Below are 23,764 nucleotides of genomic sequence, written 5' to 3'. Positions count from 1 at the left end.
ATTGGCCTCCGATTTCTCACCCCGCCCATTCAATCACTTCTCCCGTTTCTTCTCTGACGATTTCTTCGGGCAGGCATTTTAAAATAATGTCTGAAAGCGCTTCGATTTGTTTCATTTTTAAAAAACTTCTGGCTGTAATCAGACTGACTTCTCTGAGTGGGCGCCGGTTTTTAAAATGCCTTAACAGGGGTATATTTTCCGGACGAATATCTCTTATCGCCAACTGAGGCAGGAGGGTAAATCCAAAATTGTGTTCTACCATTCGTTTGACGGTCTCCAGGCTTCCGCTTTCAAACCGGATTGCAGGGTGGGCATCTTCATGCTCATATCTGGAACACAACTGCTGGATCTGGTCGCGAAAACAATGCCCTTCTTTCAGCAACCAAAGTTCTGATAAATCAAGCTCGTCGAGGGCTACCTCATCTTGCTGCGTGAGCGGATGCTGTGCCGAGAAATAGAGAAGAAATTCTTCAAAAAACAGGGGCTGTTTGCGAAACCCTTTCATATCTTTTGGCGCAACCATAATCCCTACATCGATCTGGTCCTGGCTGATTTTTCGAAGAATGACTTCAGACAATTGTTCCTCGATGACCAATTCTACTTTAGGATATGCCCGGGTAAATGCCGGCAGAAATAATGGAAGCAGGTATGGGCTTAGTGTCGGAATAATACCAATCCGAAATACGCCATCAATTTCATCCTTCAGACTCTGCATGATTTCGCCGATCCGGTTGATTTCCCGCAGGGCAATTCTCGCCTGGTCGATCAATATCCGCCCCTGGCGGGTAGTCATTACGGGTTTTTTACTTCTGTCAAAAATGATCACACCGATCTCTTCTTCCAGCTTTTTGATCTGCATACTGAGCGTGGGCTGTGTGACAAAACAGGCATCAGCTGCTTTGGCAAAGTGCCTGTGTGCATCTACTGCGACGACGTACTCGAGTTGCTGAAGATTCATAGGGTTTCTTTCGGTTTTGTGTTAAAGATAAATATTCGCATCTGCTACGCCATCACTCCCCTTACAAAAGAAACATTGTGCAGATAGGCATCCTCAATACTCGTGCCCTTTGGCGTCGCTCCTTCAATCACCACCCAGCCCGAATAATCTATTTCGTCGAGTACCGTGCGTATTCTCTGAAAATCTACCCGCCCTTGCCCCAGCAGAAAGTCATTTTCCTTGAAGTGAAATTCGCAAATCTGTGATTTCCCCAGCCAGACAATTTCTTCGTAGATGTCGTACCCCATTTTGTTGGAATTGGCGAGGTCGTAATACACCTGCACATTGGGAGACTCCACTGCGTCGATGATTTCCATGTGCTCTTTTGCACTGAGCCATGATTCTACTCCCAGGATGACCCCGGCTTTCTCTGCTTTTGGGGCAATTTTTTTTAGTCTCCGGATGACCTCCTTTGTGCCTTCTTTATCTCCTTTTATGTCGCCTTTGCTAAAAAAAGCCAGTAGAATCGCGTGTACGCCCAGCTTTTTTGCCAGATCAATGCTGCTGCTGACCCATTCTTCCGTGCGCGGATCAGACTTGTAGGGAACCTCATTCATCCTCCCGATTGCCAGACCGCCGATTTGAGTTCCGCTTTTTCTGGCAGCTTTTTGATAATTTCTTCTGGTAGTGGGGTCATTCAGATGAATGATATCCTGATCATTTACCACACTTACCTGTACCCCGTCGAGACCCAGTTTTGCGGCAAACTCAAATGCGGTCGGATCACATCTTTTACCGATCGACCAGTCGCAGGCACCGATGCGAAACCTTCGGTTTTCTCCTGCCAGTAGCGGTTTCATATAAGCACTTAACCCCAGACCAACAAGTCCGGCGGCTGAGGTTTTGATCATGGATCTGCGTGTAGGCATAGCTAGAGAGATATAAGGGGTGATAGAATATGTATTTACAAACGGGTAATTTTGCTGTTGGCTATTGGCTGTTAGCTATTGGCTGTTAGCTGTTGGCTATTGGCTGTTGGCTAAAGGCTAAAAGCTAAAAGCTAAAGGCTAAAAGCTATTTTGGTTATAAGGGAGTTTACTTGTTTTTGAATGGTGGTGAGGTTTTTTTGAATGCGTTCCACTTGTTGCTGGCTAAAGTAGTTTAGTTCAACACAGATTAATAACTGCGTTTCTAGTTCAAATGCGGAACCGATAGCAATTTCCAGGAAACGTTTGAATTCCCGTTCACTATTTCTGCTACATCCTTCTGCTATGTTGGATGGAATGGAAACCGCACATCGTTGCATTTGGCTTATTAAACCAAATTTTTCTGTATCCGGCAATAACTTGGTCACGGTATAAATGTCCTTTACCATTGATATTCCTTTTTTCCAGATTTCTAAATTTCTAAAGTCTCTCATGGTTGTTGGTTGTTGGCTGTTGGTTGTTGGCTGTTGGGTCTTGGCTGTTGGCTAAAGGCTAAAAGCTAAAGGCCAAAAGCTAAAAGCCAAAAGCCAAAAGCTAAAAGCCAAAAGCCAAAAGCCAAAAGCCAAAAGCCAAAGTCATGCGTCCGGTGCTGTTTATGGATCTAAATTCGCGGTGGTTTCTCTCACCTTTTTCCAAAGGTAATGTTCCGGTTGGGATAATGTTGTTTTTTCCTTATTCATTGTTCTCTGTTGTGTTGAAGTCTCTTCCCCCTTTACATTTCCCCCGGTGCTACCGGGGCGGGTACTAAATGACTGAGGGTGGTAGTAATATTCTCCCGCCTTCCTGTCCTTTGTATTTGCTTTCCAACAATTTGGGATGCCTATTTTCGGCTCAATAAATAAACACTTATATCCGCAACATCAGCTGGCTTTAGCCCCAGTCCGGCTGGTATGGGCATAATGCTCTGGTTGAGTTTTTCTTTTTTGAGAATATCTTCACTGCGAATAGCGCGTCGTTCGCCGGATAGTTCTTTGAGCATTTTGACATTACCGTCGCTCAGCAGAAACCCAAAGTATGTTGCTCCGCTTTTGGTTTCGATTTGTGTGGGTTCATAGCCAAAAGCAATCGAACCGCCAGGGTTAACTATCGCATCCACCAGCGAGATTCGGTCAAATTTGGTGTGAATCTGGCTTAGGTCAGGGCCAATATCATTTCCCTGTTCGCCCAGCTTGTGGCAGGTCAGACAGCTTCTTTCAAAAGTGGATTTGCCTTTTGCTGGGTCGCCTGTGGTTGCCGCAATGGCCGCTGCATTCCAGATTGCTTCATCGGCTGTTGTTTCATTTGTGCCTAAACCCAGACTGGTTATATCGGGACTTCGATAGTCCGCTCCGCCTGATTCATCGGCCTGTACAGGCAAATCGGCTGCCCAGGCCTGCCATTCGTTATTTTTCCTGTTTTCCACCCACCATAACGCGAGCGGCGCTATGTCTTTGCCGCCATGTTGTGCAATTTCCTGCATGGCAAGTGCGGCCTCCCGCTGTGGAATAAATGCCAGGGCGTCCATTGCTTGTTTTCGTTCTGTCAGACTAATAACAAATTCTGCAAGTGCTCTTTGCTTGAGGGCTGTTACAGCCTCCTCAGGGTGAAGCCGCCAGGCGATTTGGGAAATAGTCCCGGACCATTTGAGCGGATCGAGGTTTTGGGTGATTTTCTGATATATGACAGATTCTCCGCCTTCGGCTGCCATACCGAGGGCTTCGAGTTCCCAACGGTCATTGCCCTCATACTGGTCAAACAACCGTAACACAAGGCTTTCTTTTCGCTCCCAGGGCATAATTCGCAGGGAAACAGCCACCTCTCGTCGCACACCCGGCCAGGGATCATTGACGGCAATGGCTGCGTAAGCCAGGAGATTTTCAGGATCAGCTTCCCGCAATGCGCGATAGGCAGTAATTCTTTCCAACGGGTCTTTTCCCTGTTTCAGAATTTCTTCCACAACAGTCTGCCCTTCCGGCCCAAGCTGGGCCAACAGCCAGATGGCGCGGGCCCGAATGGCAGGATTAGGGTCGCTGAGCAATGGCTTTATCACGGCGACAATCGTATCTCCCTGATCTTTCAGCAGGACAAACCCCTGATTCCGCACATTTACTGAGGGGTTTTTCAGCGCTTCTATCTGCCCGGAGATGGTGGTGAAATCAAGTGCCGGAGGCGTAAGTTTTTTCCCTTTGGGCGTGATTCTGAATATTCTGCCATATCCTATGGAGTCGTGCATCTGGTGGCCACCGACGACCGGGTCATACCAGTCTGCCATGTACAGGGCGCCGTCTGTTCCCGCAACTACATCGCTTGGCCGAAACCAGCGTCGGGTGTCCTCAAATATTTCATTCCATTTATAACCTTCCGTCGAACCACCGATCGTCGTGATCAGATCATGTCTTTCCAGTTCGAATCCCGCACCATTAGGTTTGGGCTTGTATGCGAAAATGACATTTCGCCCTGCGTCCACACTTAGCAGCATTCCCCGGTATTTTTCGCCCAAAACTTCACTTTCATACACCGCAAACCCTGTAGGCGAGCCCGCACCCGTACAATCTCCGGCTGGCAGTACACCCGGGTCTTCCTGATGCCAGTGGGCGGAAAATATCGGCTGTTCCGGCTTTTGGTCAGCCTGCCATGTGCGGGTTCCATCGGCGCTGAAATACCCTGCATTGGCGCCTTCCATCAGCCAGGTTACCCGGCAGGTAACCACCTGGTCGTCGTTGTCATTTTGCCACATATTGCCGTAAGAGTCGAGGGCGAGTTCGTAGGCATTGCGGAAGTTGTGCGCCATCACTTTCAGCCCTGTACCGTCGGGGTTGATTCGAAGGGCCAGACCGCCCACCCAGATTCTCCCGTCGTCGCTAACTCTGGCTCCGGAATTTTCCTTGTTGTAGGGCGTTCCACCGGTATAATTGCTGCCCGAGCGCAATGTCCATCCGCTTTTATCCGTAACAGTATGCGGCCCGGCATTTCCGGTATTAAAATACCAGTGTCCGTCAGGGCCGGCGACAACTGCGTGGAGGCTGTGGTCGTGGTCAAATCCGCCAAAGCCCTTGAGAAATATCTCCTTTTTGTCGGGTTTGTCGTCTCCGTCTTCATCTGTGTAAATGATGAGGTGTGGTGCGCAGGAGACGATGACCTGTTTGCCGATTACCGCAATTCCCAAAGGAGCGACAAGATCTTTGTCCTGTACAAATACTTTGGAAAGGTCGCTTTTCCCGTCTCCGTCAGTATCTTCGAGAATAACGACCCTGTCGCCCTCCCCAAAGTGCAGGTGGTTTTTGGGCGAATTGTTGAAATCTCGGTAGTTGACAGCCTCAGTAACCCAGATTCGACCGCGGGCATCCACATCGAGGTTTGTGGGGTTAAAGAGCTGAGGAGATTCTGCCCACAGGGTTACCTCCAGATCATCGGGTAGGTAAAAAAGACTATCCGAAGAAGGTTGAATATTTAGCTGAAGCGGTACATATTCGATTGTGACGGAGCGGGGATCGTTACATCCGGCGAAAATCGCAGCCAGTAAAAAGAGTAGTAGTTTCTTATCCATAATTGCGGAGAAAAGGAAGTACAACGTTAGCCCAGCCTTATTGGGCGATTTGAATATACATTTTACAGTTGAGTTCTTTTATATTTGTAAAAGGAAATTAGTTTTCAATAAAGAAACCGAATATGAACCCCCCGATTAAAGTACTGGTTGTAGGCTGTGGAAATATGGGTGCATCCCATGCCCGGGCTTATCACAAAATGCCTGAGTTTCAAATTGTAGGTCTGGTAGCCCGCGGGCCCGAAAGCCGTGGCAGACTTGCCGAAGAGTTGGGCGGACTCCCGCAGTTTGATAGTTATGAAAAGGCACTTGCAGAAACCAGGCCCGATGCCGTTTCCATCAATACCTATCCCGATACACATGCACAATATGTGAAAATGGCACTCAATGCAGGTGCCCATGTTTTTGTGGAAAAACCACTCGCAGAAACGGTGGCAGAAGCCGAAGAAATTCGCGACCTGGCCATAGCCAAAGGCAAAAAAATCGTCATTGGCTATATTCTCCGCGTACATCCTGCCTGGGAAAAATTTATCGAGATCGCCCGCACCCTCGGCAAACCGCTGGTAATGCGTATGAACCTCAACCAGCAAAGCCACGGGAGTACCTGGGCTGTGCATAAAAACCTGATGAACTCCATGTCCCCGATTGTGGACTGTGGGGTACATTATGTGGATGTGATGTGTCTGATGACAGGGGCAAACCCTGTATCGGTCAATGCCATCGGTGCCCGGCTGACCGACGAGATCAAACCCGGGATGTACAATTACGGCCATTTGCACGTCACTTTTGACGATGGTTCTGTAGGCTGGTACGAAGCAGGGTGGGGGCCTATGATGAGTGAAACCGCCTATTTTGTCAAGGACGTGATCGGCCCGAAAGGTTGTGTGAGTATCGTGGATAAATCTGGTACAGAGCGCACCGGAGGATCTGATGATGTGGATGGACATTCTACTACCAATGCCTTGAAAGTGCATTATGCAGCTACGGGTGCTGATGGCAAATTTCTCAAACCCGACGAAATGGTCGATACCACTTTCGAGCCCGATCATCAGGGACTATGCGACCTGGAGCAGGCCGTATTCCTTCGCGCCATTCAGGAAGACATGGACATGACCGCCCACGTCAACGACGCAATCAACAGCCTGAAAATCGTACTGGCAGCCGATGAGGCATTCCGGACGGGTAGAACTGTTGTGTTGTAGTAGCTACTTCAATCCGGTGGCTGAGGTCGCTCGAAGCCCCGGATTTCGGATCCCATGCGAGGGCAATAGAATTATCAATCTGACCCTGTTAGCCTTATAAAATATCGTTTACAGAGATCGTAAGGTCAAAATCCGAGAGCGTGATTGTATCATTTTCCCGCGCAATTTCCCTGTATTTATAGATTCTATCTGAAGGAGTCCGGTAAATTTCTATCTCTTGCTCAGCAATATCTATCAGCCAGCACTCTTTGATACCTGCAGCAGCATACATGGGGAGTTTATTTTCCCTGTCCCAGTTAAGCGAAGAGTCCGAAACCTCAATGACCAGATGTATATCCTCTGGCCGGGGATGATGGGATATATAAAAGTCAGGTGAAGGCCTCAATACAGCTATATCCGGCTCGGGTTCTGAGAAGTTGTTGAGATGGACGGGATTTTGAACGCTAACCACAGCGCTCTTTTTTAAAAGCCGTGAGAGAATAGCATTAATTTTATTTACATGCCCCGCACATTTGCTTTCAATATGACCCATATTTATAATTTCACCATCAATCAGTTCTACACGATCCCTTTCAGTCAGAATCCCTGCTTCCGCCATACGGTGATAATCTTCTACTGAAACAAGACGTCGAACGGGTAATACAGCCATAGCTTTCTCTTTTAAATAAAGATAGAAAATCCTGAAAATTATCCCAAACCCGTAGCTTTCTGCCAGTCGAAAACCGCTATATTTGCGGCGTTATGCAGACAGGTATATCACTGACTGCTGCACATTATATGCGTGAACGAGCACTTATGGCAATTCTGGCCTCGGCGACGATGGCAGGCGCAAGCGGAGTCTTTATCAAGAATATTCATGTGGCGGCGACCTCCATGAGTTTTATGCGGGCGATTTTTCCCACGGCCATTGTGGGGGCCATTATGGTTTCCCGAAAGCAGCAAATTTTCCGCGGCAATTATCCCTTTATGATCGGGATTTCGGTACTCAATACGTTGCGGATGTATTTGTTTTTTACCGCTTTCATTTACACTTCTATTGCCAATGCTGTGTTGATATCCTATACATGGCCCATATTTGTCGCGCTGATAGGAAGTTTGTATCTGGATGAAAAAATTACCCGTCGCAATCTGGTGGTTATGCTGCTGGCTTTTTCGGGAATCGCGCTGGTCTATGCCGACAAACCCTTTACCTTTGCCAACCGCGATTTTGTGGGAATGACCGCAGCCCTGTTTACTGCCATGATCCATGCAACCAGCGTGGTGGTGTTTAAGAAAGTTTCTGGATTCTACAGCCGGACAGAAATTATCTTTTATCAGAACATGGCGGGGGTCGTGGTTTTCCTGCCTTTTATCCTCATCAACCGGCCTGTTCCCGACGGTATGGATGTATTATTTGGCGCCGGACATGCAATTTTACTGGGGACATTTGGTGCATATCTGTTTTTCTTTGGCCTGAAGCATCTGAAAGCAGGCACGGCTTCCACCCTTTCATATGTAGAGATTGTGAGCGCGCTGATGTTTAGCGTTTTCCTGATGAAGGAAACCATTACCTGGAATATGGCCATTGGCGGCCTGCTGATCATTTCGGCCACAGTTTTGTTGCGGAAGGAGTGATGAGAAGTATAAGAATTGAATGAAAAAACCATAACGAAACTAGACAATCTGGACTGTATTACGTACATTGAGAAAAAAGCAGATTATGCAAGCAATTACCATACAAGGACATTGGGGCGAATCTTTATTGAATCAGGCACACCTTCAACATTTTCTCGGTAAGCGTGTGATCGTAACCGTTATCGCTCTGGATGAGACACCTCCCCCACCTAAGCGGGAATGGAGTCTGCTCGGCAGCGTCAATCTCGGAGGAAAGCTGGATCTTGTGAATATACGGGATTTTGCGCATGAGTAGGATTATCCTGGACACCAATATATTGGTCTATGGTTTGGATGCCCAGTCGGGTTACTATGCCTCCGCTGTTGCAATACTGACCAATCCTGCATATGAGTTATCGGTGCCGACTAAGGTTATTTCTGAATTTTTTGCGGTTTGTTCGAAATTAAATGTTGGTATAGCTGATTCAATGAAGTTTTATCAGGAGGTTCAAAAAAATACCACCACTTTATATCCAACCCCTGCAAGCCTTGGCCACTTTGAGCAACTCATTCAAAAATATCAACCTCGTGGAAATCGAGTGTTCGATCTGGAAATCGTCTCTGTTGCAATGGCAAATGATATTCCTCAAATAGCAACGGCAAATCTCAACGATTTCCAGGGAATGCCTGAAATTGGTGTGTTGGCGTTGGTGGCGAAATGATACGGCAAGCCCTTAACAAAATAAAACTAATCGATATTTCCTCCTACCGCCAGACCGCTGGGGACGGACTGCGGGATGTCTTTGTCAAATTCAGAATCACTTAACGCATTCAGAAAAGAGATGATGGGCCCCATTTCCTTTACCGTCAACTTCAATTCTTTTATTAAGGGATCAAATTGCTGTTTTGTTATTTCTTCATTTCTGCTTTTACCATCTGCCATATCTTCATAAAATTCCAATACTTCTTTTAACGTATTAAAAGTTCCGTTGTGCATATAGGGCGCCGTAAACCGAAGGTTCCGCAAACTGGCTGTTCGAAATGCATACTCATCATTTGTCCCTTTATCGGGTTCCGATAATTTCGTGTTTTGTGGTACTCCTAATACGTGAGTTTTATAATCAGAAAACATGGGTCCATTATGACAATTACCACAACCGACTCTTTTAAACAACATAAACCCTTCTTTTTCAGCTAATGAGATCGCGCTGGAGTCTCCTCTCATATATTGATCAAACCGGGTATTGGCAGTTATTAAAGTTCGCTCGAAGGCTGCGATTGATTTTCCGATATTATCTGCATTGATGGGGTCGGGTTCAGGAAATGCCGCTTGGAATAGTGCGGCATACTTTGGGATACCTTTTAACCTGTTTACCACCTCGGCTAATATCTCCTCCTTCGAAAAATGAGTCCCTCTCATTTCTTCAAGTGCCAGAATGGGCTCCAATGCCTGTTTCTCCAGACTTTTTACCCGTGAATCCCAAAACATTGGTGCGTCCTCCGGGAGGTATTGGTTAGATGTACTGATCCCATTAAATGCAGCATTAAGGATTGTATGTGCATTTCGTTTTACAAATGGAATATTATTGGGCGTATTAAAGACCCTTTTGCTGGCAAACCCTTTTCCATTTACCCCTATGGATATATCTCTATATTCTGCATAACCATTGCCGGGGTGATGACAGGTTGCACAGGCGACATCTTTGTCCCCGGATAAAATCGGATCGTAAAATAATAACCTGCCTAATTCTGTTTTTTCGGCATCCGGAATGTTGTTTTTGGGGGCTTTTGCGATCTCGGGTAAAGCGCTATGGATATTTAAAGCCGCTAAAGCTTTCTTTTTTTGTAATTTTTCTGAACTGATTCTGGTTTCATCCGGTTCAGAGATGGAACATCGGCTTACTAACGTAATGACAAAAAAAATCAAAATAGTGCTGGGATACTTGTTCTTCATCACCTGGTAGACTATAAAGGGCTTTTGCCATACATGAGGATTATTGCCATTGCAAAACTAAGCTATATTAACCAGCGACAAAATGACTTTCAGCAGTACTATTCCGCAAAAATTCATGTTTATTCGCAGAGAATATTAAGAATTAAAAGATGTCTGACGAAATGAAACCCTGTCCCCAGTGTAAATCACCTTATGGATACTTTACCGGAGGGGAACTTTACGCCTGCCCGGAATGTGGTCATGAATGGAATCCGCAGGATTTGCAGGAAGAAGATACGCTGGTAGTAAAGGATGCCAATGGAAATCTGTTGCAGGATGGTGATTCGGTGATTGTAATGAAAAATTTACCCGTAAAAGGATCCACTGCTCCCATAAAGGCCGGTACCAAAGTGAAAAACATCCGGCTGACCGAAGGAGATCATAATATTGATTGCAAAATTGATGGTTTTGGAGCTATGGCTTTAAAATCGGAGTTTGTCAGAAAAGCCTGATTGCAGATAGCTTTAAAAGAATCGCAGAAGAATAGCTGACGAGGCTCTCCCTAAAATCTATCCACACTTGCCCAAACCAGTTTTTTTCTATAAATTGCCTAACGAACATTAGGTAGTTTATATGCCCATTTCTCAGATTCAATTGGTCAGCTCCCGAAAGCAGGAAATTCTCCAGGCTGCCCGCCGGCTGTTTAGTCAGAAAGGTTTTCAAAATGCCTCCATGCGCGACCTGGCACAGGCGCTTGATATCAAACCTGCAAGCCTCTACAGCCACTATCAGTCCAAAGATGAAATCCTGTGGGAAATAGCCATCCGCTGTGCCCGGGAGTTTCTGGAAACGGTTTTACCAATTGCTCATGAAAAAACTGCTGTACAGGACCGGCTTGACCGCATGATACGGGCACATGTGGAAGTGATTATCCGGAACCTGGATGCCTCAGCGATTTTTTTCGGAGAATGGACCCATCTCGACGAACCCCGCCGCAGCGAATATGCCGATCTGATCAACCGCTATGAATCTGCATTTATTGAAATCATTCAGGCTGGAATGAATATGGGGGTTTTTCGTCCGGTAAAACCGCGCTTCATCACTTCCATGCTCATCGCTGCGCTCAACTGGATTCACCAATGGTATCGCCCCGATGGCGAAATGACCATCGAAGATATTGGCAACGAAGCCAGTCGCTTCCTACTTGCCGGACTCTCTGTTTCACCCTTATCCAACCAATAATATGTACGGTAGCCTTTCTGTTATAGAAATCGATAATATGGGAACCCGTCTGGAAGATGAGGACCCGATCAAAGTCGCCGAATTTGAAGCCAAAATCGACGCCGGGCTAAAGATCGAACCCACCGACTGGATGCCCTATGAATACCGGCGCCAACTGACGCGGATGATCGAACAACACGCACACTCCGAAATCATCGGCGCCCTGCCCGAAGGTACCTGGATTACCCGCGCCCCGGGTTTTCGCCGCAAACTCGCCCTCATGGCCAAAGTACAGGATGAAGTCGGCCACGGCCAACTGCTGTATTCCGCGGCTGAAACCCTCGGCAAATCCCGCGAAGCCATGCTCAACGACCTGATCAATGGCAAATCCAAATACTCCAATGTTTTTAACTACCCGGCTGTAACCTGGGCTGACACTGCGGTCATCGCCTGGTTGATTGATGCTGGTGCCATCGTCAATCAGGTTACCAATTCTAAAGGCTCCTATGGCCCCTACGGTCGTGCGCTGGAGCGTATCTGCTACGAAGAATCCTTCCACCTCAAATATGGCCATGATACCGTCGTGCACCTCGCAACCGGTACGCCTGTACAAAGACAAATGGTGCAGGAGGCACTCAACCGCTGGTGGGAACCGATTATGCATTTCTTCGGTCCGCCCGATAAAATGTCCCAACATACCGAAAAACTCGTCAAATGGAAGGTGAAGCTCGCCACCAACGATGAAATGCGGCAGGCATTCCTGGATATGTACGTGCCCAAAATTCTGGAACTGGGGCTCGTCATTCCCGATCCCAATCTGAAAAAAAATATGGCAACCGGCCAGTGGGAATATACCGAACCCGACTGGGAGGTTTTCAAACAGGTGATCAATGGAAATGGCCCTTGTAATAAAGAACGTCTCGCTGTGCGCCGCTATGCCGAAGAAAAGGGCCGCTGGGTGAGAAAAGCACTGCTCAATCCTAAAGAAGAATACGTGGCCCCGCTGGCTTAATTCCCAATCACTATGCCCACTAGTCCCCAATCATATGACCCGCGGGTCAACCGCATCGAACTGCCTTCACAGGAAACGCCTTATGAAGATGGCGACCGTCTGCAATGGCAAAATTATGAAGTATTTACCCAACAGGAACGCGGTCAGCAGCATGTGCATGTAGGCGCTGTCCACGCTCCCAATGCAGAAATGGCCCTGATTCTGGCGAAAGAGCAGTTTGGACGCAGAGAACAATGCGCCAATATCTGGGTAGTAAAAAGCCGCGATATTCACGCTACGAGTTATGAGGACTCCGATATGTTCCAGCACGCTTTCGACAAAAGTTATCGCGAGGGCAATGGCTATAAGGTAAAAGATACCATTGAAACTTTTAAACGCGATCTGTTTGCCCGGCTGGAAAAGGAGGACAAAAAATCTGCCGAACCTGAGGCTGCGCCTTTAGAGAAAACCCGCGTGGAAAAAGGAAAGGCTGTTACAGTTGTGCATTTGCCGACCATTGAAGGCAAACCACCACGAAAAGTGATTATCAGAAATTAAGGCTTCTAAAGAATCAATATGAATACCGAAGCGATCAAAGATTTGCTGTACCGCATGGCGGATGATAAAGTGATCCTTGGCCACCGCAATTCCGAATGGGTGGGTATTGGTCCCGTACTGGAAGAAGATATTGCCTTTGCCTCCATGGCGCAGGACGAGATCGGCCACGCCTGGTCTTATTTTCAGTTGCTGGAAGAACTCGGCGAAACAGATCCCGACACCAATGCATTTATGCGGTCGGCCTATGAATATCGCTGCTGCCATCTGGTCGAATACCCCATTGGCGACTATGCATTTAGCCTGGTGCGCCACTATTTGTTTGACATGGCCGACAAAGTGCGGCTAAAATATCTGAGCGAAGCCGCTTACAAACCTTTGGCCCAACTGGCACAAAAGATTGCCCGGGAGGAAAAGTATCACCAGATGCACGCAAGGGTATTCCTGCAGCAATTGGGTAATTCTTCCGAAGAGGCAAACCAGAAATTACAGGCTGCGCTCGATGAGGTGTATCCGATAGCTTTCAGCATATTTGAGCCGACGGTTCATAGTGAGACTTTGGCAAATGAGGGCATTTTACCACTGGAAGACAGTCTGATGAAAGAATGGCGGATGGAGGTGGAAACCTTTCTCCGCGATTGCCGGCTGCATGTACCGTTGGCAGACGATATGCTCGAACACTTTGGCGGAAGAAGCGGCCATCATACGCCCTGGCTTTCTCCACTTCTGGCTGAAATGACCGAAGTTTTTGCTATTGATCCGCAGGCTAAGTGGTGAAAAAAATACGTTTATTATGTTTACCCGTGACCAAATATTCACCTTGCTTGAAGAAGTCAAAGACCCCGAGATTCCGGTGATTTCGCTGGTGCAGCTCGGGGTTGTGAAAGATGTGCGTGTGGAAGGCGAAAAGGTATACGTGGATATTGTCCCAACTTTTGCGGGCTGCCCAGCAATTGAGATGATGAAAAACGACGTGATCAAAACCCTGAGCGAAGCAGGCGTGAAGGAACTAGACGTACAGATCAAATACAAGTCGGAATGGACGACCAACCAGATCAGCCCGAAGGGCAGGGTATTGTTGAAAGATTTTGGCTTAAGTCCGCCTAGATCATTTGACGGCGAACTGACGCTGGAAGAGTTGGAATATGCACAATGCCCCAGATGTGATTCCGTAAATACACGGGTATTGAGTGTATTTGGCCCTACAGCCTGCCGGTCTATCCATCACTGCGAAGACTGCCATGAGACTTTTGAGCAGATGAAGCCGTTGTAAGCGGTACCGAATTAGTAAATGGAAATATTTTTCCGCTGACCAATTAATTCCCCCTGACAATAGATGCTGACATTGTAAGCACCGGTTTTAAACTGCCCGGATTCATCTTGCTCCAGCTGGATAGATATCACACTGTTGGTGCCATTGTATTTTAGAATCGACTTGGCAGAAGAAACTTTGGAGACCCCGTTTAGGGTAAAATTTCCACCTTTTGTATTTTTACTGAAAAAGGTTTCCCTTGTCAGGAAGTTCTCGAATACGAGGTAAATATCTTTATCGCCATTCGCCACATCTTTCCCTTCGACATCAAACTGGATTTTTAGTTTTTCAAGTCCTTCGCCTTTGATTTGGGTACCGGCAGGGGTATTTTCATTATTTCGATAAAACCTGAAGTTTGTGGCGCGGAACCCTTTCCAGTTGTCTTCCGGATTTGTAGTGGGCACAGGATCTGTATTGGTCTGTGGAATATTTGTTTTGCCTCCGCAATCAGAGAGTTGCTGACGTACGGATTGTGTCTCCTGATTCATGACGATAAACACACTGTCATAGCGCTCCATCAGGAGTACCATACTATCAATTTTCCGTGTGGTGGTGGAGTTGTCTATGACAAGCAGGTCAATTTCTTTTTTGTAAACCTCAATCTGGGAGGCATCGTAGAGTTTGCCTTTGGCTTCGTCCAGTTTTTGTTTGAGATCACGGATTGTGGCTTTGTCCACATTGCCCTGCTTTTCCAACTCCTCAAGTTTTTGAGTAAGGAAGTTGATCTCGTCATATTTTTGATCGAGAAGATCTTTTTTCTGCCCAAGGTCTCTGTCAACTTCACTTAGAACGATTTCCACTTCCATCAGGCTACTTTCCAGATCTTCGATTTCCTGTGTAAGTTCCTGAATGACATCCGCATCAGTTCTACTGCCTGACGGCCCTGAGAAATAACCGATTAGCAGAAAGGCAATGATCGTTAGCAGAACCATTCCCCCGATAATCAGTAAATTTTTGTTAGCCTTCATATTTGCCCTTTGGTAAAAAGTTCAAACAAATTTATACAATATCTGTAAATATTTTGCCACCAAACTTATGGCATGACCTGATATGTCAAAATATATGCCTGTTTTGCGGAAAAAATCAATGATTTTTGACGTTTGTCAGATAATTATATTTTGTTTTCGGAACTATAATGTAATTGAAAGTCTCTGCGAAACCTCTGCGTTACTCTGCGTGGTACTCTGCGTTCAAAAGCAGGGAAATGATCTCCGATCAACATCTCGAAGGTTCACGCAGAGTACGCAAAGGAATCGCAAAGTAACGCAAAGGGTGTTGTAGTCTCTGCGTTACTCCGTGTGGTACTCTGCGTTAATCTGCGTTCAAAAGCAGGGAGATGATCTCCGATCAGAGATTCTCCGGTTCACGCAGAGTACGCAAAGGAATCGCAAAGGAACGCAAAGGGTGCTATAGTCTCTGCGTTACTCTGCGTGGTACTCTGCGAAACTTTGCGTTCAAAAGCAGGGAGATGATCTCTGATCAGAGATTCTCCGGTTCACGCAGAGTACGCAAAGGAATCGCAAAGTAACGCAAAGGAATCGCAAAGTAACGCAAAGGGTGCTATAGTCTCTGCGTTACTCTTCGTGATACTCTGCGAAACTTTGCGTTCAAAAGCAGGGAGATGATCTCCGATCAGAGATTCTCGGGTTCACGCAGAGTACGCAAAGGAATCGCAAAGTAACGCAAAGGGTGCTATAGTCTCTGCGTTACTCTGCGTGGTACTCTGCGAAACTTTGCGTCCCTACACAGGAAAATGATCTCCGATCAGAGATGAACCGGTTTGGTTTCACCAAAATCTCAGCCGGAAATGTTCTTTTGCCTGTGGCCTTCTGATAAAGCAGATTCCCATAAAAAAGAGATCCAGGCTTACCGTGACTTCCGGAAGGGCGCAAATGGTTTCCCAGGCTTTCTTCATCTCTGCAGACCAGTAGATATCGTCGAGAATCAGGATTCCGCCGGGAGAGATATGAGGCAGTATGGTTTGTACATAGCTGATGGTCGGTTCATACCGGTGGTTTCCATCCAGAAACACATAGTCGGGCTTTATTTCTGAAAGGTCTAATTTTGCCAGAAGTGCCGAAAATTCTCCTACATGTACCTCTGCCTGAAAGCCGAAATCTTCAATATTCTTTTGGGCAATTTCTGCAAGCGCGGATGAACCTTCGAGGGTAATAAACCGGCTGTTTTTCAGCGCAGCCAACTGATAAAGGGAGGAAATACCCATATTGGTCCCGAGTTCAAGACATGTACCGGGCTGGAAATGCTGGCATAAACGATACAGTAGATTTCCCTCACGGGGTCTTCGTGCGGAAAGTCTGGCGATTTGACCCAGGGTTCGCTGTGTTTTTCCGCTTCCGCTGCCTCCTTTTCCCGCCCCAAAGTCCGTCAACGCGATTGTCTGTTTGCGCTGTTGAAAGGCTTTTCGAAGCAATTCTATTTTTTCCGTTTCAGGACAAGAATTACGTCGAATCACATTCACATAAAGGTCATAGACGAAAGGGGAGTGCAGCAGCAAAGCTCCCTGCGCCCGTCTGAGATGACGGAGGAAATAGAGGGTTTGGGATAAAAGTGAAAAACTTGCGATCGGAGCGGAATTACTGACTGGTTACTTTGTAATCAAATACCACATAGTCTCTGACATTTACCCCGGCGCCATCGTCTTTGATTTTGGTGATACGCATCACCGCAAACTGTGGGAAAGGCGCTTTGGTAAGTCTTACGATGACATAGTCTCCGGCTTTCAGCACAGGAGTCGTGCTGTAAGGCGCAGGGTCAGAGTAAAATGCCTGAGAAATCGTCTGATAGGTAGCTTCTTCGTAGTTGAAGCGATCTGCATTGGTAATCACAAATACAGAGTCTCTGCCAAGAAGCGTATTGCTGGGCGAAGTAATGGTCGGTGCCCAAATGCCCTGACCGGTATTTGAGTTTTCCGCAATATCAAGGTCCAATACATTGGGCGTCTGACCTGCTGCTGCCGGTAACTGGCGTCGCTGGGTAAAGTTAAACCCGTACTGTGAGTTGGATTTGCGGTTGAAAATACTGTCTTTCTGATAGGTAAGTACTTCAAACGGAGATGGATCCGGAGGGGTAGGAAGTACGCTTACCCAGAATACGGCAGATGCATAAGCCCCTTTTGAATCCACTGCGTAGCAGGTATAACGGATTTTAAAGTAAGGATTAACGGCCGGTACATCATCTACATAGTCATAAGTCAGATTCACGCCGGTAATGTCTTCCTCAAAAAGAATAACATCATTGCCGACAATCTGGTCATTCTGATCATAGATGGTGCCGATAGCACGGAAGACTTTGAGGGCTTCCCGGTCAGCCATACGGAAGGTAACTGTGAACACATCTCCTGATTCGAGAAGAAGGTTATTGGAGGCTGGCGCAAGAACCGTAATTGCCGGATCCTGATCTGCAGGAAGCAGTGGCTCAAGGTCAGTATTACAGCCACTGAAAATAAGTGCTACGGTGGCTATAGGTATAAGTAGGAAACAGAACGCCTTCGGGTATTTCATTTTTTACGAATTTAACTCCGCTAGAATACAAAAAAAGAGACAGAGTACAAAACTGGCGCAAAATATGAATCTATTCTTAACTTTGCGAATTGACGCCTGAATAAGATGAAAAAAAACACATTGATTCTGATTTTTTTATTTGGTGTTTCTCTCTGGTTTTTTTCCGGCTGTAGTACGGCTGTTGATGAAAATCAGGAGCGGGAGGAGCAAGTGTCCGATCTTCTTCACAAAATGGATTCGGTTGATACCGAAGCATTGCTGGACTCTCTGGCTGCCGAAACGGATTCTATCCGGGAAGCACTTGATCTGGAGCGCAATCAACAAAACGCCCCGGATAATCACTGATCGTAGCTATATTTTTGAGAAAATCGGTTGCCCCAGCCCATTAGTCCGGTGCCTCCTCCGGAGTGGACGACCAATGCCGTTCCCTGAAATGATTTTTTCTGGATGGTTTCCCGGGCGGTCATGAATAACTTAGTGGTATAAACCGGGTCTGTCAGTAACCCTTCTTCCAAAGCCAGCCTGCGTGTTTCATTCAGAATGGTAGCGTTTACACTGCCAAATGACCGGCCTGTAAGCGGAATATGATACTCGGGCTCCACAACTTTTCCCAAAGTGATACCTGTCAGGGTGTGAGTCCAGGTTTGCGTTTCTTTTAGTATCCGGGAAAAATAGTCTGTATCGCCTGCTATCAGTACTACATGTATCTGGGTTTTCCTCCCCAGTAAATGGTTCATCATTACCAGTGCTGCTGCCATTAATCCCGTGCCTGAGTCAATAAATATATGGTCAAAAGTAACTCCGGCTTCTGCTTCATTTCGAAGGATGTCCAGCATCAGCGTGAGTGCGCCGGGAAGTGCCGGTTCACAACTACCCCCTTCCGGAATAAAAAAGGCGGATGTTCCCTGTTCCACCACCCATTTGCCTGCAATTTTTTCAACTTCTGGCCACAGACGGGAAGAGAGCCAGGTCAGCTCGTCAGGTTGGGTGAGCAAATCCAGCAATAGTCGGTTTCCGTTGAGCGCAGCTTCATGCGCTTCCTTTACAAAGATGTGGGGCTTAATCCCTTTTTCCCGAAGGATCTGAAGTATACCCGGCAAGTGATTGGAGTGGCTGCCGCCGGCCAGCGCTATTTTGTGAATATTTTTTTCCAGTAAAAAATAAATCAAAGAGGCGTACTTTCTTCGCTTACAACCCGAAATACCAAACCCCGAATCATCTTCTCTTTTGACAAAAACACTCGCAAAAGGTGTACTGAAACTGCGTAGCGGGTGAATTCGCGTCTGAGGCAGCAGTTCTGCCAGACATCGGGATTTTATATCTGCTTCGATAAGTTCGTATTCCCTATGATTCATTTGTGGAAGGTTTATCATTCAAAGTTAGATAAATAGATGCGGGATTTAGAGGGTATTGCGATTTTTGTATATCTTTACCCGGCAATCTACTTCCTGCAGCTATGACATTGATTTCCTCCATTTCTGGTATCAGGGGTACTATCGGCGGTACTGTCGGCGATAATCTTACCCCTGTTGATATTGTTCACTTTGCATCAGCTTTTGGCACCTGGCTTACCCTCAAATCTGCCTCGCGGATTGTGGTTGTCGGTCGAGATGCCCGCCCTTCGGGCGATATGGTTCACCATCTGGTGACCGGTACGCTCATGGGGCTGGGATTTCAGGTCGTTGACCTTGGTCTGTCCACTACGCCTACGGTAGAGATTGCTGTTCCCGAGCTGGAAGCCGCCGGGGGCATTATTCTTACCGCTTCTCACAATCCGGTAGAATGGAATGCGCTGAAACTCCTCAACTATCGGGGTGAATTTGTCACTAAAAAGGATGGCGTCGAAATCCTCGAAATCCTTACCAATAAATACTATCAGTTTACAGAGGTTCAAAACCTCGGTACCGTTACCAACCGCGATGATTTTGTCGATATTCATATTCAGAAGATTTTGAATATGAAGCTCGTAGATCGCTACGCAATCGGAAAAGCTAATCTCAAAGTGGTCGTCGATGGCGTAAATAGCAGCGGGGGCCTTTTTGTTCCTCAACTGCTTACTGCGCTGGGCGTGAAAAATGTGGTGAAAATCAACTGCCAGCCAAACGGATGGTTTACTCACAACCCGGAGCCTCTGGAAAAAAATCTCTCAGAAATCTGCGACTATATCCGTGAAAATGGTGCTGACCTGGGTATTGCTGTTGACCCCGATGTGGACCGCCTGGTGTTTATCGATGAAAATGGCAAAATGTTTGGCGAAGAATATACCCTCGTAGCGATCGCTGACTATATTCTCCACCACCAGAAAAGCGCAGTGGTTTCCAATCTTTCCTCCAGCCGGGCACTGAAAGATGTCGCTGAAAAACATGGCTGCCGCTATTATGCTTCTGCTGTTGGCGAGGTAAATGTGGTTGAAATCATGAAAAGAACTGACGCGCTGATCGGTGGGGAAGGAAATGGGGGTATCATTTATCCTGAACTTCACTACGGGCGCGATGCCCTTATCGGGATAGCCTTGTTTTTATCTCACCTCACCAAGTCTGGCATTACCTGCTCCGCGCTCCGCGCCACGTACCCTGATTATTTTATGGCGAAGGAGAAGATCGAGCTGAATGACGGGATCAATATAGAAGCGTTGCTGCAGGCTTTCAAAAAAAGCTACCAACATGAAAAAATCAATGATGTAGATGGCATAAAGGTGGATTTCGCTGATTCATGGGTGCATCTGCGTCTCTCCAATACTGAGCCGATTATCCGTGTTTATACCGAAGCGCCTACTCAGACCCAGGCAGATGCTCTGGCTCAACGGATTATTGGAGAAATCCAGTCGATGATCTAAGCCCTCACCGGCATGGTTACAACCACTCTGGTTCCAGTCTCTTCCGAAAATTCTTCGAGATCGAGTACAGTTATGTTGATATGGGTATGATCGAGCGTGTTGAGGGTCTCTATTCGTTCCAATATCAGTTCCATTCCTTTGGAAGTATGTTTCAACTGACTCATGGCGCGCAATTCTGCTGATTTTTTTCTGCCGATCCCATTATCTTCAATCGTGCAGGTAAGGATATCGTCAGTCTGTGTGAATGATATCCTGATTTTTCCCTGACGGTCTTCCAAAGGCATAATCCCATGCCAGATGGCATTCTCTATGTATGGCTGCAAGAGATTCGTGGGAATTTCTGTATTGTATACATCTACAGTTGGATCTGTAATAAATTCATAAACAAACCGGTCTTTGGTACGGAGTTGCTCCAGCGTCAGATACAGGTCGAGGGTACTGAGTTCTTCTTCAATGGTCAGGTAGTTTTTTTTGGCATGATCCAGGGTGCGGCGGAGCAATTGGCCAAAACGAGATATATATCGAATAGCAGAACTTTTGTCGTTGTCTGTAATATACCGTTGAATCGAGTTGAGTGAGTTGAAGGTGAAATGATGATCCATCTGTGCGGCCAGTGCTTCCTGTTTTACCATGGCGATCCGATAGTTGAGACGAAGCTGCTCCTGAGTGCGAAGGCGCTGCACTCGCAGATAAATGTACAGAATAACCAGCAGAATGGCGGCCAGCGGTGCGCCAAACTGAAACCAATAGGTCTGATACCAAAGTGGTGTCAGGATAATTTTGAGGTCAGCCGTGTACGGGCTCATGACTCCATCGCTGTTGCTGCCCCTGACCATAAAATGGTAGTCTCCCGGATCAATTCGGGTGTATTGGGCAATAGTTTTTTCTGAGGGTTTGCTCCAGTCCTGATCATACCCTTTGAGTTTAAACTGATAGAGATTTTTTCCCGGTCGCGAAAGATCCAGCGCGATAAAACGGATTTCCAGGTGCTGGTTGCGATAGTTGGGTAAGCGTATTTCTCTGCGTACCTGCCAGGCGGTGTCTGTCTCAATTTCTTCACCTGAAACCTTTACCGACTGAATCAATACATGGGGCTGGAAAATGCTGTTGTCTTCTCCAATACTGTCTGGATAAAAGCTGGTAAATCCATTTAAGCCCCCAAAAAACATTTCTCCGTCTGCGGCTTTCAGATATGCGCCTGAGGCAAATTCTTCATCCTGAAGTCCATCCTGTGTGCTGTATCGGGTAAATGTTCCGTTTTGCTGCTCAAACTTCGCAATTCCCTGGTTGGTGCTCATCCACAGGTTTTGATTATTGTCGCTGAGAATGCCATAGACCATATTATTGGGAAGCCCGTGCTCTATCCGGTAATTTTGATAGGTTTGGGAAGTGAGGTTGTAATATAGTAGGCCTGCTCCGTAGGTTCCGAGCCAGATATGATCGTTGTTTTTGTAAATGGAGACGGGGTAGAAAAGATTATTGGCACCCGAATGTAACGGATTCCAGCCTCCGATGACGAATGTTTCGTTTCGGAGATCATATTGATAGAGCCCCCATGAAGAGATAAACCACAACATTTGGGTGGAATCTTCGGGTAAAATATCCCACAAATAGCCATTCCATTTGATGTTGGCACCTGACTTCATTGAAACGGATCGGATCATCTCCTGGTCCGGATCGTGGCCGCTCCATCCACTGTTTGTGCCCAACCAGATTACGCGCCGCCCCTCAAATATGGATTCTTTTATGGCTCTGATATCTTTGCCGGGAATATTTTGCGGGGCATCCGTATCGACAGGGAAATGGTCTATGACGCCTGTTTGCAGCCGGATAATATCTAGTCCAAGGTCCATGATTCCCACATATACATTATCCTGCCCATCTTCATACACCGAAAAAATCCCATTGCCGCGAAGCCCGTTTTTTCCTTTAAGGTTTTGGCTGTAAATGTCCAGAATGGTTTTGTCTGTTTTATCCAGCAGATATAATCCCTGGTTGGTCGCAACCCAAAGCCGGTTGTTTTTTCCTTCAGCAAAATGGAATACCATCAGTTCCCGGTTGCGGGCGCCAAAAACGGTGTGATTCCATGTTTTGAATTTTTTCTCCAGATGGAGTTGCGCTTTATTCAACCCGCCATTAGCCGTTCCCACCCAAAGATTTTGAGATTCATCTATGTGCAGGGCGATGACAGCATCATTAGTGAGACTGAAAGGGTTGTTGGGATTGTGCCGGAAAACAGAGAACTCGTTTGCCCCCGGTGGCAGGTAACTCAATCCGTCAGAAGTTCCCGCCCAGATTCCCCCAAATTTGTCACAGGTAAGCGCAAGCACATAGGGATGGCTCAGGCCATGTGTTAGGTTCATGTGTTGCAGCTTTTGTTGTTCGGGCAAATAACAATAAAGCCCGTTGAGGGTACCTATCCATATCTCGCCGTGCAGGCCGCGCTGGAAACAGCGAATATTCCTGCCATTCAACTCAGCCAGAATGGCGTCAGTTGACCCACCGGGTTTCGCGATACTACTTCCTGAAGCGACAGTAAAAAGCCCATTGGAAGTGCCAATCCAAAGTTGGCCATTCACTTCGATGAAGTCCAAAGCAACGCCAAAGACCTCCGTGCTTTCAAAACCATCACATACCGGATTGTAGATGTTGTAGCTGGTTGAATAGTCTATTCCTGCTAATACCGATCCGTCTTTTCTGCAATAAACCGAATTGACAAATCTTCTGTGAATAGCCGAAGGGTTTAGTTGATCGGGTAAAAATCTTCTGAATTTGCCCGAAAACGGGTCATAGCGGTTGAGCCCGCCCTGGGTTGCGATCCAGACATTCCCATCTGCATCTACGTCCAGCGCCTTGACATCCTGAAAACTCAGCGTTGTCGTATCGAGAGGCGAAGGATGGAAGTTTGTAAAATGATAACCATCGTATTTGCTGAGCCCATCCCAGGTCCCTACCCAGAGAAAACCATAACTATCTGTGGTTAAGGCTTGTACAGACATATTGGGGAGTCCGTCTTCCAGTCCAAAGTGCTCAAAGCGCAACTCATTGGGCTGACCAGAAACAGAAAACCCCCATACACAGCAAACCCATGCGACCATTAAAAATGCAAGTGGGGAAACCTTCATATAAAAATTAAGTTTATACTTTTCGGTTT

At 46.8% G+C, this 23,764-nt stretch carries 23 protein-coding genes; 12 read left to right on the top strand and 11 right to left on the bottom strand.

Annotated elements, in window-relative coordinates; all coding sequences use genetic code 11:
- Positions 1 to 16 precede the first annotated feature (16 nt).
- The 4 genes from R3D00_23590 to R3D00_23575 form a co-directional block, all read right to left on the bottom strand.
- Positions 17 to 958 carry a LysR substrate-binding domain-containing protein gene (locus tag R3D00_23590; GenBank protein MEZ4776177.1) on the bottom strand — a complete coding sequence of 314 codons (942 nt, stop codon included), beginning with the start codon at positions 956 to 958 and terminating at the stop codon, positions 17 to 19.
- Between the two features lie 44 nt (positions 959 to 1,002).
- Positions 1,003 to 1,866, bottom strand: coding sequence for a sugar phosphate isomerase/epimerase family protein (locus tag R3D00_23585; GenBank protein MEZ4776176.1), 864 nt, complete (start codon positions 1,864 to 1,866; stop codon positions 1,003 to 1,005).
- Between the two features lie 131 nt (positions 1,867 to 1,997).
- Positions 1,998 to 2,357 carry a four helix bundle protein gene (locus R3D00_23580; GenBank protein ID MEZ4776175.1) on the bottom strand — a complete coding sequence of 120 codons (360 nt, stop codon included), beginning with the start codon at positions 2,355 to 2,357 and terminating at the stop codon, positions 1,998 to 2,000.
- Between the two features lie 386 nt (positions 2,358 to 2,743).
- Positions 2,744 to 5,449 carry a c-type cytochrome gene (locus R3D00_23575; GenBank protein ID MEZ4776174.1) on the bottom strand — a complete coding sequence of 902 codons (2,706 nt, stop codon included), beginning with the start codon at positions 5,447 to 5,449 and terminating at the stop codon, positions 2,744 to 2,746.
- Between the two features lie 122 nt (positions 5,450 to 5,571).
- Here R3D00_23575 and R3D00_23570 point away from each other — a divergent pair, with 122 nt between their 5' ends.
- Complete coding sequence (locus R3D00_23570; protein MEZ4776173.1) at positions 5,572 to 6,648, top strand: Gfo/Idh/MocA family oxidoreductase; 1,077 nt, start codon at positions 5,572 to 5,574, stop codon at positions 6,646 to 6,648.
- Positions 6,649 to 6,742: 94 nt separating this feature from the next.
- On the opposite strand, the gene R3D00_23565 is transcribed toward R3D00_23570, so the two are convergent.
- Entirely contained in the window at positions 6,743 to 7,297 is a 555-nt protein-coding gene (locus R3D00_23565; protein ID MEZ4776172.1) for a Uma2 family endonuclease, read from the bottom strand.
- 92 nt (positions 7,298 to 7,389) lie between these two features.
- Between R3D00_23565 and R3D00_23560 the strand changes: the two genes are divergently transcribed.
- From R3D00_23560 to R3D00_23550, 3 genes are all read left to right on the top strand, one after another.
- Complete coding sequence (locus tag R3D00_23560) at positions 7,390 to 8,262, top strand: DMT family transporter (GenBank protein ID MEZ4776171.1); 873 nt, start codon at positions 7,390 to 7,392, stop codon at positions 8,260 to 8,262.
- A gap of 85 nt (positions 8,263 to 8,347) precedes the next feature.
- Positions 8,348 to 8,557, top strand: a complete 210-nt coding sequence (locus R3D00_23555) for a hypothetical protein (protein MEZ4776170.1) — start codon at positions 8,348 to 8,350, stop codon at positions 8,555 to 8,557.
- Positions 8,550 to 8,963 (top strand): PIN domain-containing protein, encoded by a 414-nt coding sequence (locus R3D00_23550; GenBank protein ID MEZ4776169.1) that lies wholly within the window; start codon positions 8,550 to 8,552, stop codon positions 8,961 to 8,963. The genes R3D00_23555 and R3D00_23550 overlap by 8 nt, the downstream gene beginning before the upstream one ends.
- Positions 8,964 to 8,989: 26 nt before the next feature.
- Here the strand turns inward: R3D00_23550 and R3D00_23545 are convergent, their stop codons facing one another.
- Positions 8,990 to 10,195: a cytochrome c peroxidase gene (locus R3D00_23545; protein ID MEZ4776168.1), complete on the bottom strand. Its 1,206-nt coding sequence runs from the start codon at positions 10,193 to 10,195 to the stop codon at positions 8,990 to 8,992.
- 149 nt (positions 10,196 to 10,344) lie between these two features.
- Between R3D00_23545 and R3D00_23540 the strand changes: the two genes are divergently transcribed.
- The 6 genes from R3D00_23540 to paaD all read left to right on the top strand — a co-directional run bounded on the left by R3D00_23540 (position 10,345) and on the right by paaD (position 14,214).
- Positions 10,345 to 10,686, top strand: coding sequence for a zinc ribbon domain-containing protein YjdM (locus R3D00_23540; protein MEZ4776167.1), 342 nt, complete (start codon positions 10,345 to 10,347; stop codon positions 10,684 to 10,686).
- A gap of 121 nt (positions 10,687 to 10,807) precedes the next feature.
- The gene (locus tag R3D00_23535; GenBank protein MEZ4776166.1) at positions 10,808 to 11,416 is read left to right on the top strand and encodes a TetR/AcrR family transcriptional regulator; all 609 of its coding nucleotides are present in this window, start codon (positions 10,808 to 10,810) and stop codon (positions 11,414 to 11,416) included.
- A 37-nt stretch (positions 11,417 to 11,453) separates the two neighbouring features.
- Positions 11,454 to 12,407: a 1,2-phenylacetyl-CoA epoxidase subunit PaaA gene (gene paaA / locus R3D00_23530; protein ID MEZ4776165.1), complete on the top strand. Its 954-nt coding sequence runs from the start codon at positions 11,454 to 11,456 to the stop codon at positions 12,405 to 12,407.
- 12 nt (positions 12,408 to 12,419) lie between these two features.
- Positions 12,420 to 12,944: a 1,2-phenylacetyl-CoA epoxidase subunit PaaB gene (gene paaB / locus R3D00_23525; GenBank protein MEZ4776164.1), complete on the top strand. Its 525-nt coding sequence runs from the start codon at positions 12,420 to 12,422 to the stop codon at positions 12,942 to 12,944.
- Positions 12,945 to 12,962: 18 nt separating this feature from the next.
- On the top strand, positions 12,963 to 13,718 hold the full coding sequence (paaC, locus tag R3D00_23520) for a 1,2-phenylacetyl-CoA epoxidase subunit PaaC (GenBank protein ID MEZ4776163.1): 756 nt from the start codon (positions 12,963 to 12,965) through the stop codon (positions 13,716 to 13,718).
- A gap of 16 nt (positions 13,719 to 13,734) precedes the next feature.
- Entirely contained in the window at positions 13,735 to 14,214 is a 480-nt protein-coding gene (gene paaD, locus R3D00_23515; protein ID MEZ4776162.1) for a 1,2-phenylacetyl-CoA epoxidase subunit PaaD, read from the top strand.
- Positions 14,215 to 14,225: 11 nt separating this feature from the next.
- On the opposite strand, the gene R3D00_23510 is transcribed toward paaD, so the two are convergent.
- The 3 genes from R3D00_23510 to R3D00_23500 all read right to left on the bottom strand — a co-directional run bounded on the left by R3D00_23510 (position 14,226) and on the right by R3D00_23500 (position 17,774).
- Positions 14,226 to 15,221 (bottom strand): hypothetical protein, encoded by a 996-nt coding sequence (locus R3D00_23510; protein ID MEZ4776161.1) that lies wholly within the window; start codon positions 15,219 to 15,221, stop codon positions 14,226 to 14,228.
- A gap of 818 nt (positions 15,222 to 16,039) precedes the next feature.
- Positions 16,040 to 16,726, bottom strand: a complete 687-nt coding sequence (locus R3D00_23505; GenBank protein MEZ4776160.1) for a class I SAM-dependent methyltransferase — start codon at positions 16,724 to 16,726, stop codon at positions 16,040 to 16,042.
- A gap of 121 nt (positions 16,727 to 16,847) precedes the next feature.
- Positions 16,848 to 17,774, bottom strand: coding sequence for a hypothetical protein (locus tag R3D00_23500; protein MEZ4776159.1), 927 nt, complete (start codon positions 17,772 to 17,774; stop codon positions 16,848 to 16,850).
- A gap of 105 nt (positions 17,775 to 17,879) precedes the next feature.
- On the opposite strand from R3D00_23500, the gene R3D00_23495 reads away from it, so the two are divergent.
- A complete protein-coding gene (locus tag R3D00_23495; protein ID MEZ4776158.1) occupies positions 17,880 to 18,119 on the top strand; it encodes a hypothetical protein in 240 nt (79 codons plus the stop codon).
- On the opposite strand, the gene R3D00_23490 is transcribed toward R3D00_23495, so the two are convergent.
- Positions 18,113 to 19,129 (bottom strand): pyridoxal-phosphate dependent enzyme, encoded by a 1,017-nt coding sequence (locus R3D00_23490; protein ID MEZ4776157.1) that lies wholly within the window; start codon positions 19,127 to 19,129, stop codon positions 18,113 to 18,115. The two genes, R3D00_23495 and R3D00_23490, sit on opposite strands and share 7 nt — an antisense overlap.
- A 101-nt stretch (positions 19,130 to 19,230) precedes the next feature.
- Between R3D00_23490 and glmM the strand changes: the two genes are divergently transcribed.
- Positions 19,231 to 20,610, top strand: a complete 1,380-nt coding sequence (gene glmM / locus R3D00_23485) for a phosphoglucosamine mutase (protein MEZ4776156.1) — start codon at positions 19,231 to 19,233, stop codon at positions 20,608 to 20,610.
- On the opposite strand, the gene R3D00_23480 is transcribed toward glmM, so the two are convergent.
- On the bottom strand, positions 20,607 to 23,735 hold the full coding sequence (locus R3D00_23480) for a two-component regulator propeller domain-containing protein (GenBank protein MEZ4776155.1): 3,129 nt from the start codon (positions 23,733 to 23,735) through the stop codon (positions 20,607 to 20,609). The genes glmM and R3D00_23480 overlap by 4 nt on opposite strands.
- Positions 23,736 to 23,764 lie beyond the last annotated feature (29 nt).

The organism is Bacteroidia bacterium (assembly GCA_041391665.1).
Lineage (GTDB): Bacteria > Bacteroidota > Bacteroidia > J057 > J057 > JAGQVA01.
Note: the sequence above shows the minus strand (reverse complement) of the source record. Positions and strands in the feature narration are given on the sequence as shown.

Excerpts from the sequence above, each read along its gene's own strand:
- R3D00_23590 (MEZ4776177.1), bottom strand. The coding sequence starts at position 958 with ATGAATCTTCAGCAACTCGAGTACGTCGTCGCAGTAGATGCACACAGG.
- R3D00_23585 (MEZ4776176.1), bottom strand. The coding sequence starts at position 1,866 with ATGCCTACACGCAGATCCATGATCAAAACCTCAGCCGCCGGACTTGTT.
- R3D00_23580 (MEZ4776175.1), bottom strand. The coding sequence starts at position 2,357 with ATGAGAGACTTTAGAAATTTAGAAATCTGGAAAAAAGGAATATCAATG.
- R3D00_23575 (MEZ4776174.1), bottom strand. The coding sequence starts at position 5,449 with ATGGATAAGAAACTACTACTCTTTTTACTGGCTGCGATTTTCGCCGGA.
- R3D00_23570 (MEZ4776173.1), top strand. The coding sequence starts at position 5,572 with ATGAACCCCCCGATTAAAGTACTGGTTGTAGGCTGTGGAAATATGGGT.
- R3D00_23565 (MEZ4776172.1), bottom strand. The coding sequence starts at position 7,297 with ATGGCTGTATTACCCGTTCGACGTCTTGTTTCAGTAGAAGATTATCAC.
- R3D00_23560 (MEZ4776171.1), top strand. The coding sequence starts at position 7,390 with ATGCAGACAGGTATATCACTGACTGCTGCACATTATATGCGTGAACGA.
- R3D00_23555 (MEZ4776170.1), top strand. The coding sequence starts at position 8,348 with ATGCAAGCAATTACCATACAAGGACATTGGGGCGAATCTTTATTGAAT.
- R3D00_23550 (MEZ4776169.1), top strand. The coding sequence starts at position 8,550 with ATGAGTAGGATTATCCTGGACACCAATATATTGGTCTATGGTTTGGAT.
- R3D00_23545 (MEZ4776168.1), bottom strand. The coding sequence starts at position 10,195 with ATGAAGAACAAGTATCCCAGCACTATTTTGATTTTTTTTGTCATTACG.
- R3D00_23540 (MEZ4776167.1), top strand. The coding sequence starts at position 10,345 with ATGTCTGACGAAATGAAACCCTGTCCCCAGTGTAAATCACCTTATGGA.
- R3D00_23535 (MEZ4776166.1), top strand. The coding sequence starts at position 10,808 with ATGCCCATTTCTCAGATTCAATTGGTCAGCTCCCGAAAGCAGGAAATT.
- paaA (MEZ4776165.1), top strand. The coding sequence starts at position 11,454 with ATGGGAACCCGTCTGGAAGATGAGGACCCGATCAAAGTCGCCGAATTT.
- paaB (MEZ4776164.1), top strand. The coding sequence starts at position 12,420 with ATGCCCACTAGTCCCCAATCATATGACCCGCGGGTCAACCGCATCGAA.
- paaC (MEZ4776163.1), top strand. The coding sequence starts at position 12,963 with ATGAATACCGAAGCGATCAAAGATTTGCTGTACCGCATGGCGGATGAT.
- paaD (MEZ4776162.1), top strand. The coding sequence starts at position 13,735 with ATGTTTACCCGTGACCAAATATTCACCTTGCTTGAAGAAGTCAAAGAC.
- R3D00_23510 (MEZ4776161.1), bottom strand. The coding sequence starts at position 15,221 with ATGAAGGCTAACAAAAATTTACTGATTATCGGGGGAATGGTTCTGCTA.
- R3D00_23500 (MEZ4776159.1), bottom strand. The coding sequence starts at position 17,774 with ATGAAATACCCGAAGGCGTTCTGTTTCCTACTTATACCTATAGCCACC.
- R3D00_23495 (MEZ4776158.1), top strand. The coding sequence starts at position 17,880 with ATGAAAAAAAACACATTGATTCTGATTTTTTTATTTGGTGTTTCTCTC.
- R3D00_23490 (MEZ4776157.1), bottom strand. The coding sequence starts at position 19,129 with ATGAATCATAGGGAATACGAACTTATCGAAGCAGATATAAAATCCCGA.
- glmM (MEZ4776156.1), top strand. The coding sequence starts at position 19,231 with ATGACATTGATTTCCTCCATTTCTGGTATCAGGGGTACTATCGGCGGT.
- R3D00_23480 (MEZ4776155.1), bottom strand. The coding sequence starts at position 23,735 with ATGAAGGTTTCCCCACTTGCATTTTTAATGGTCGCATGGGTTTGCTGT.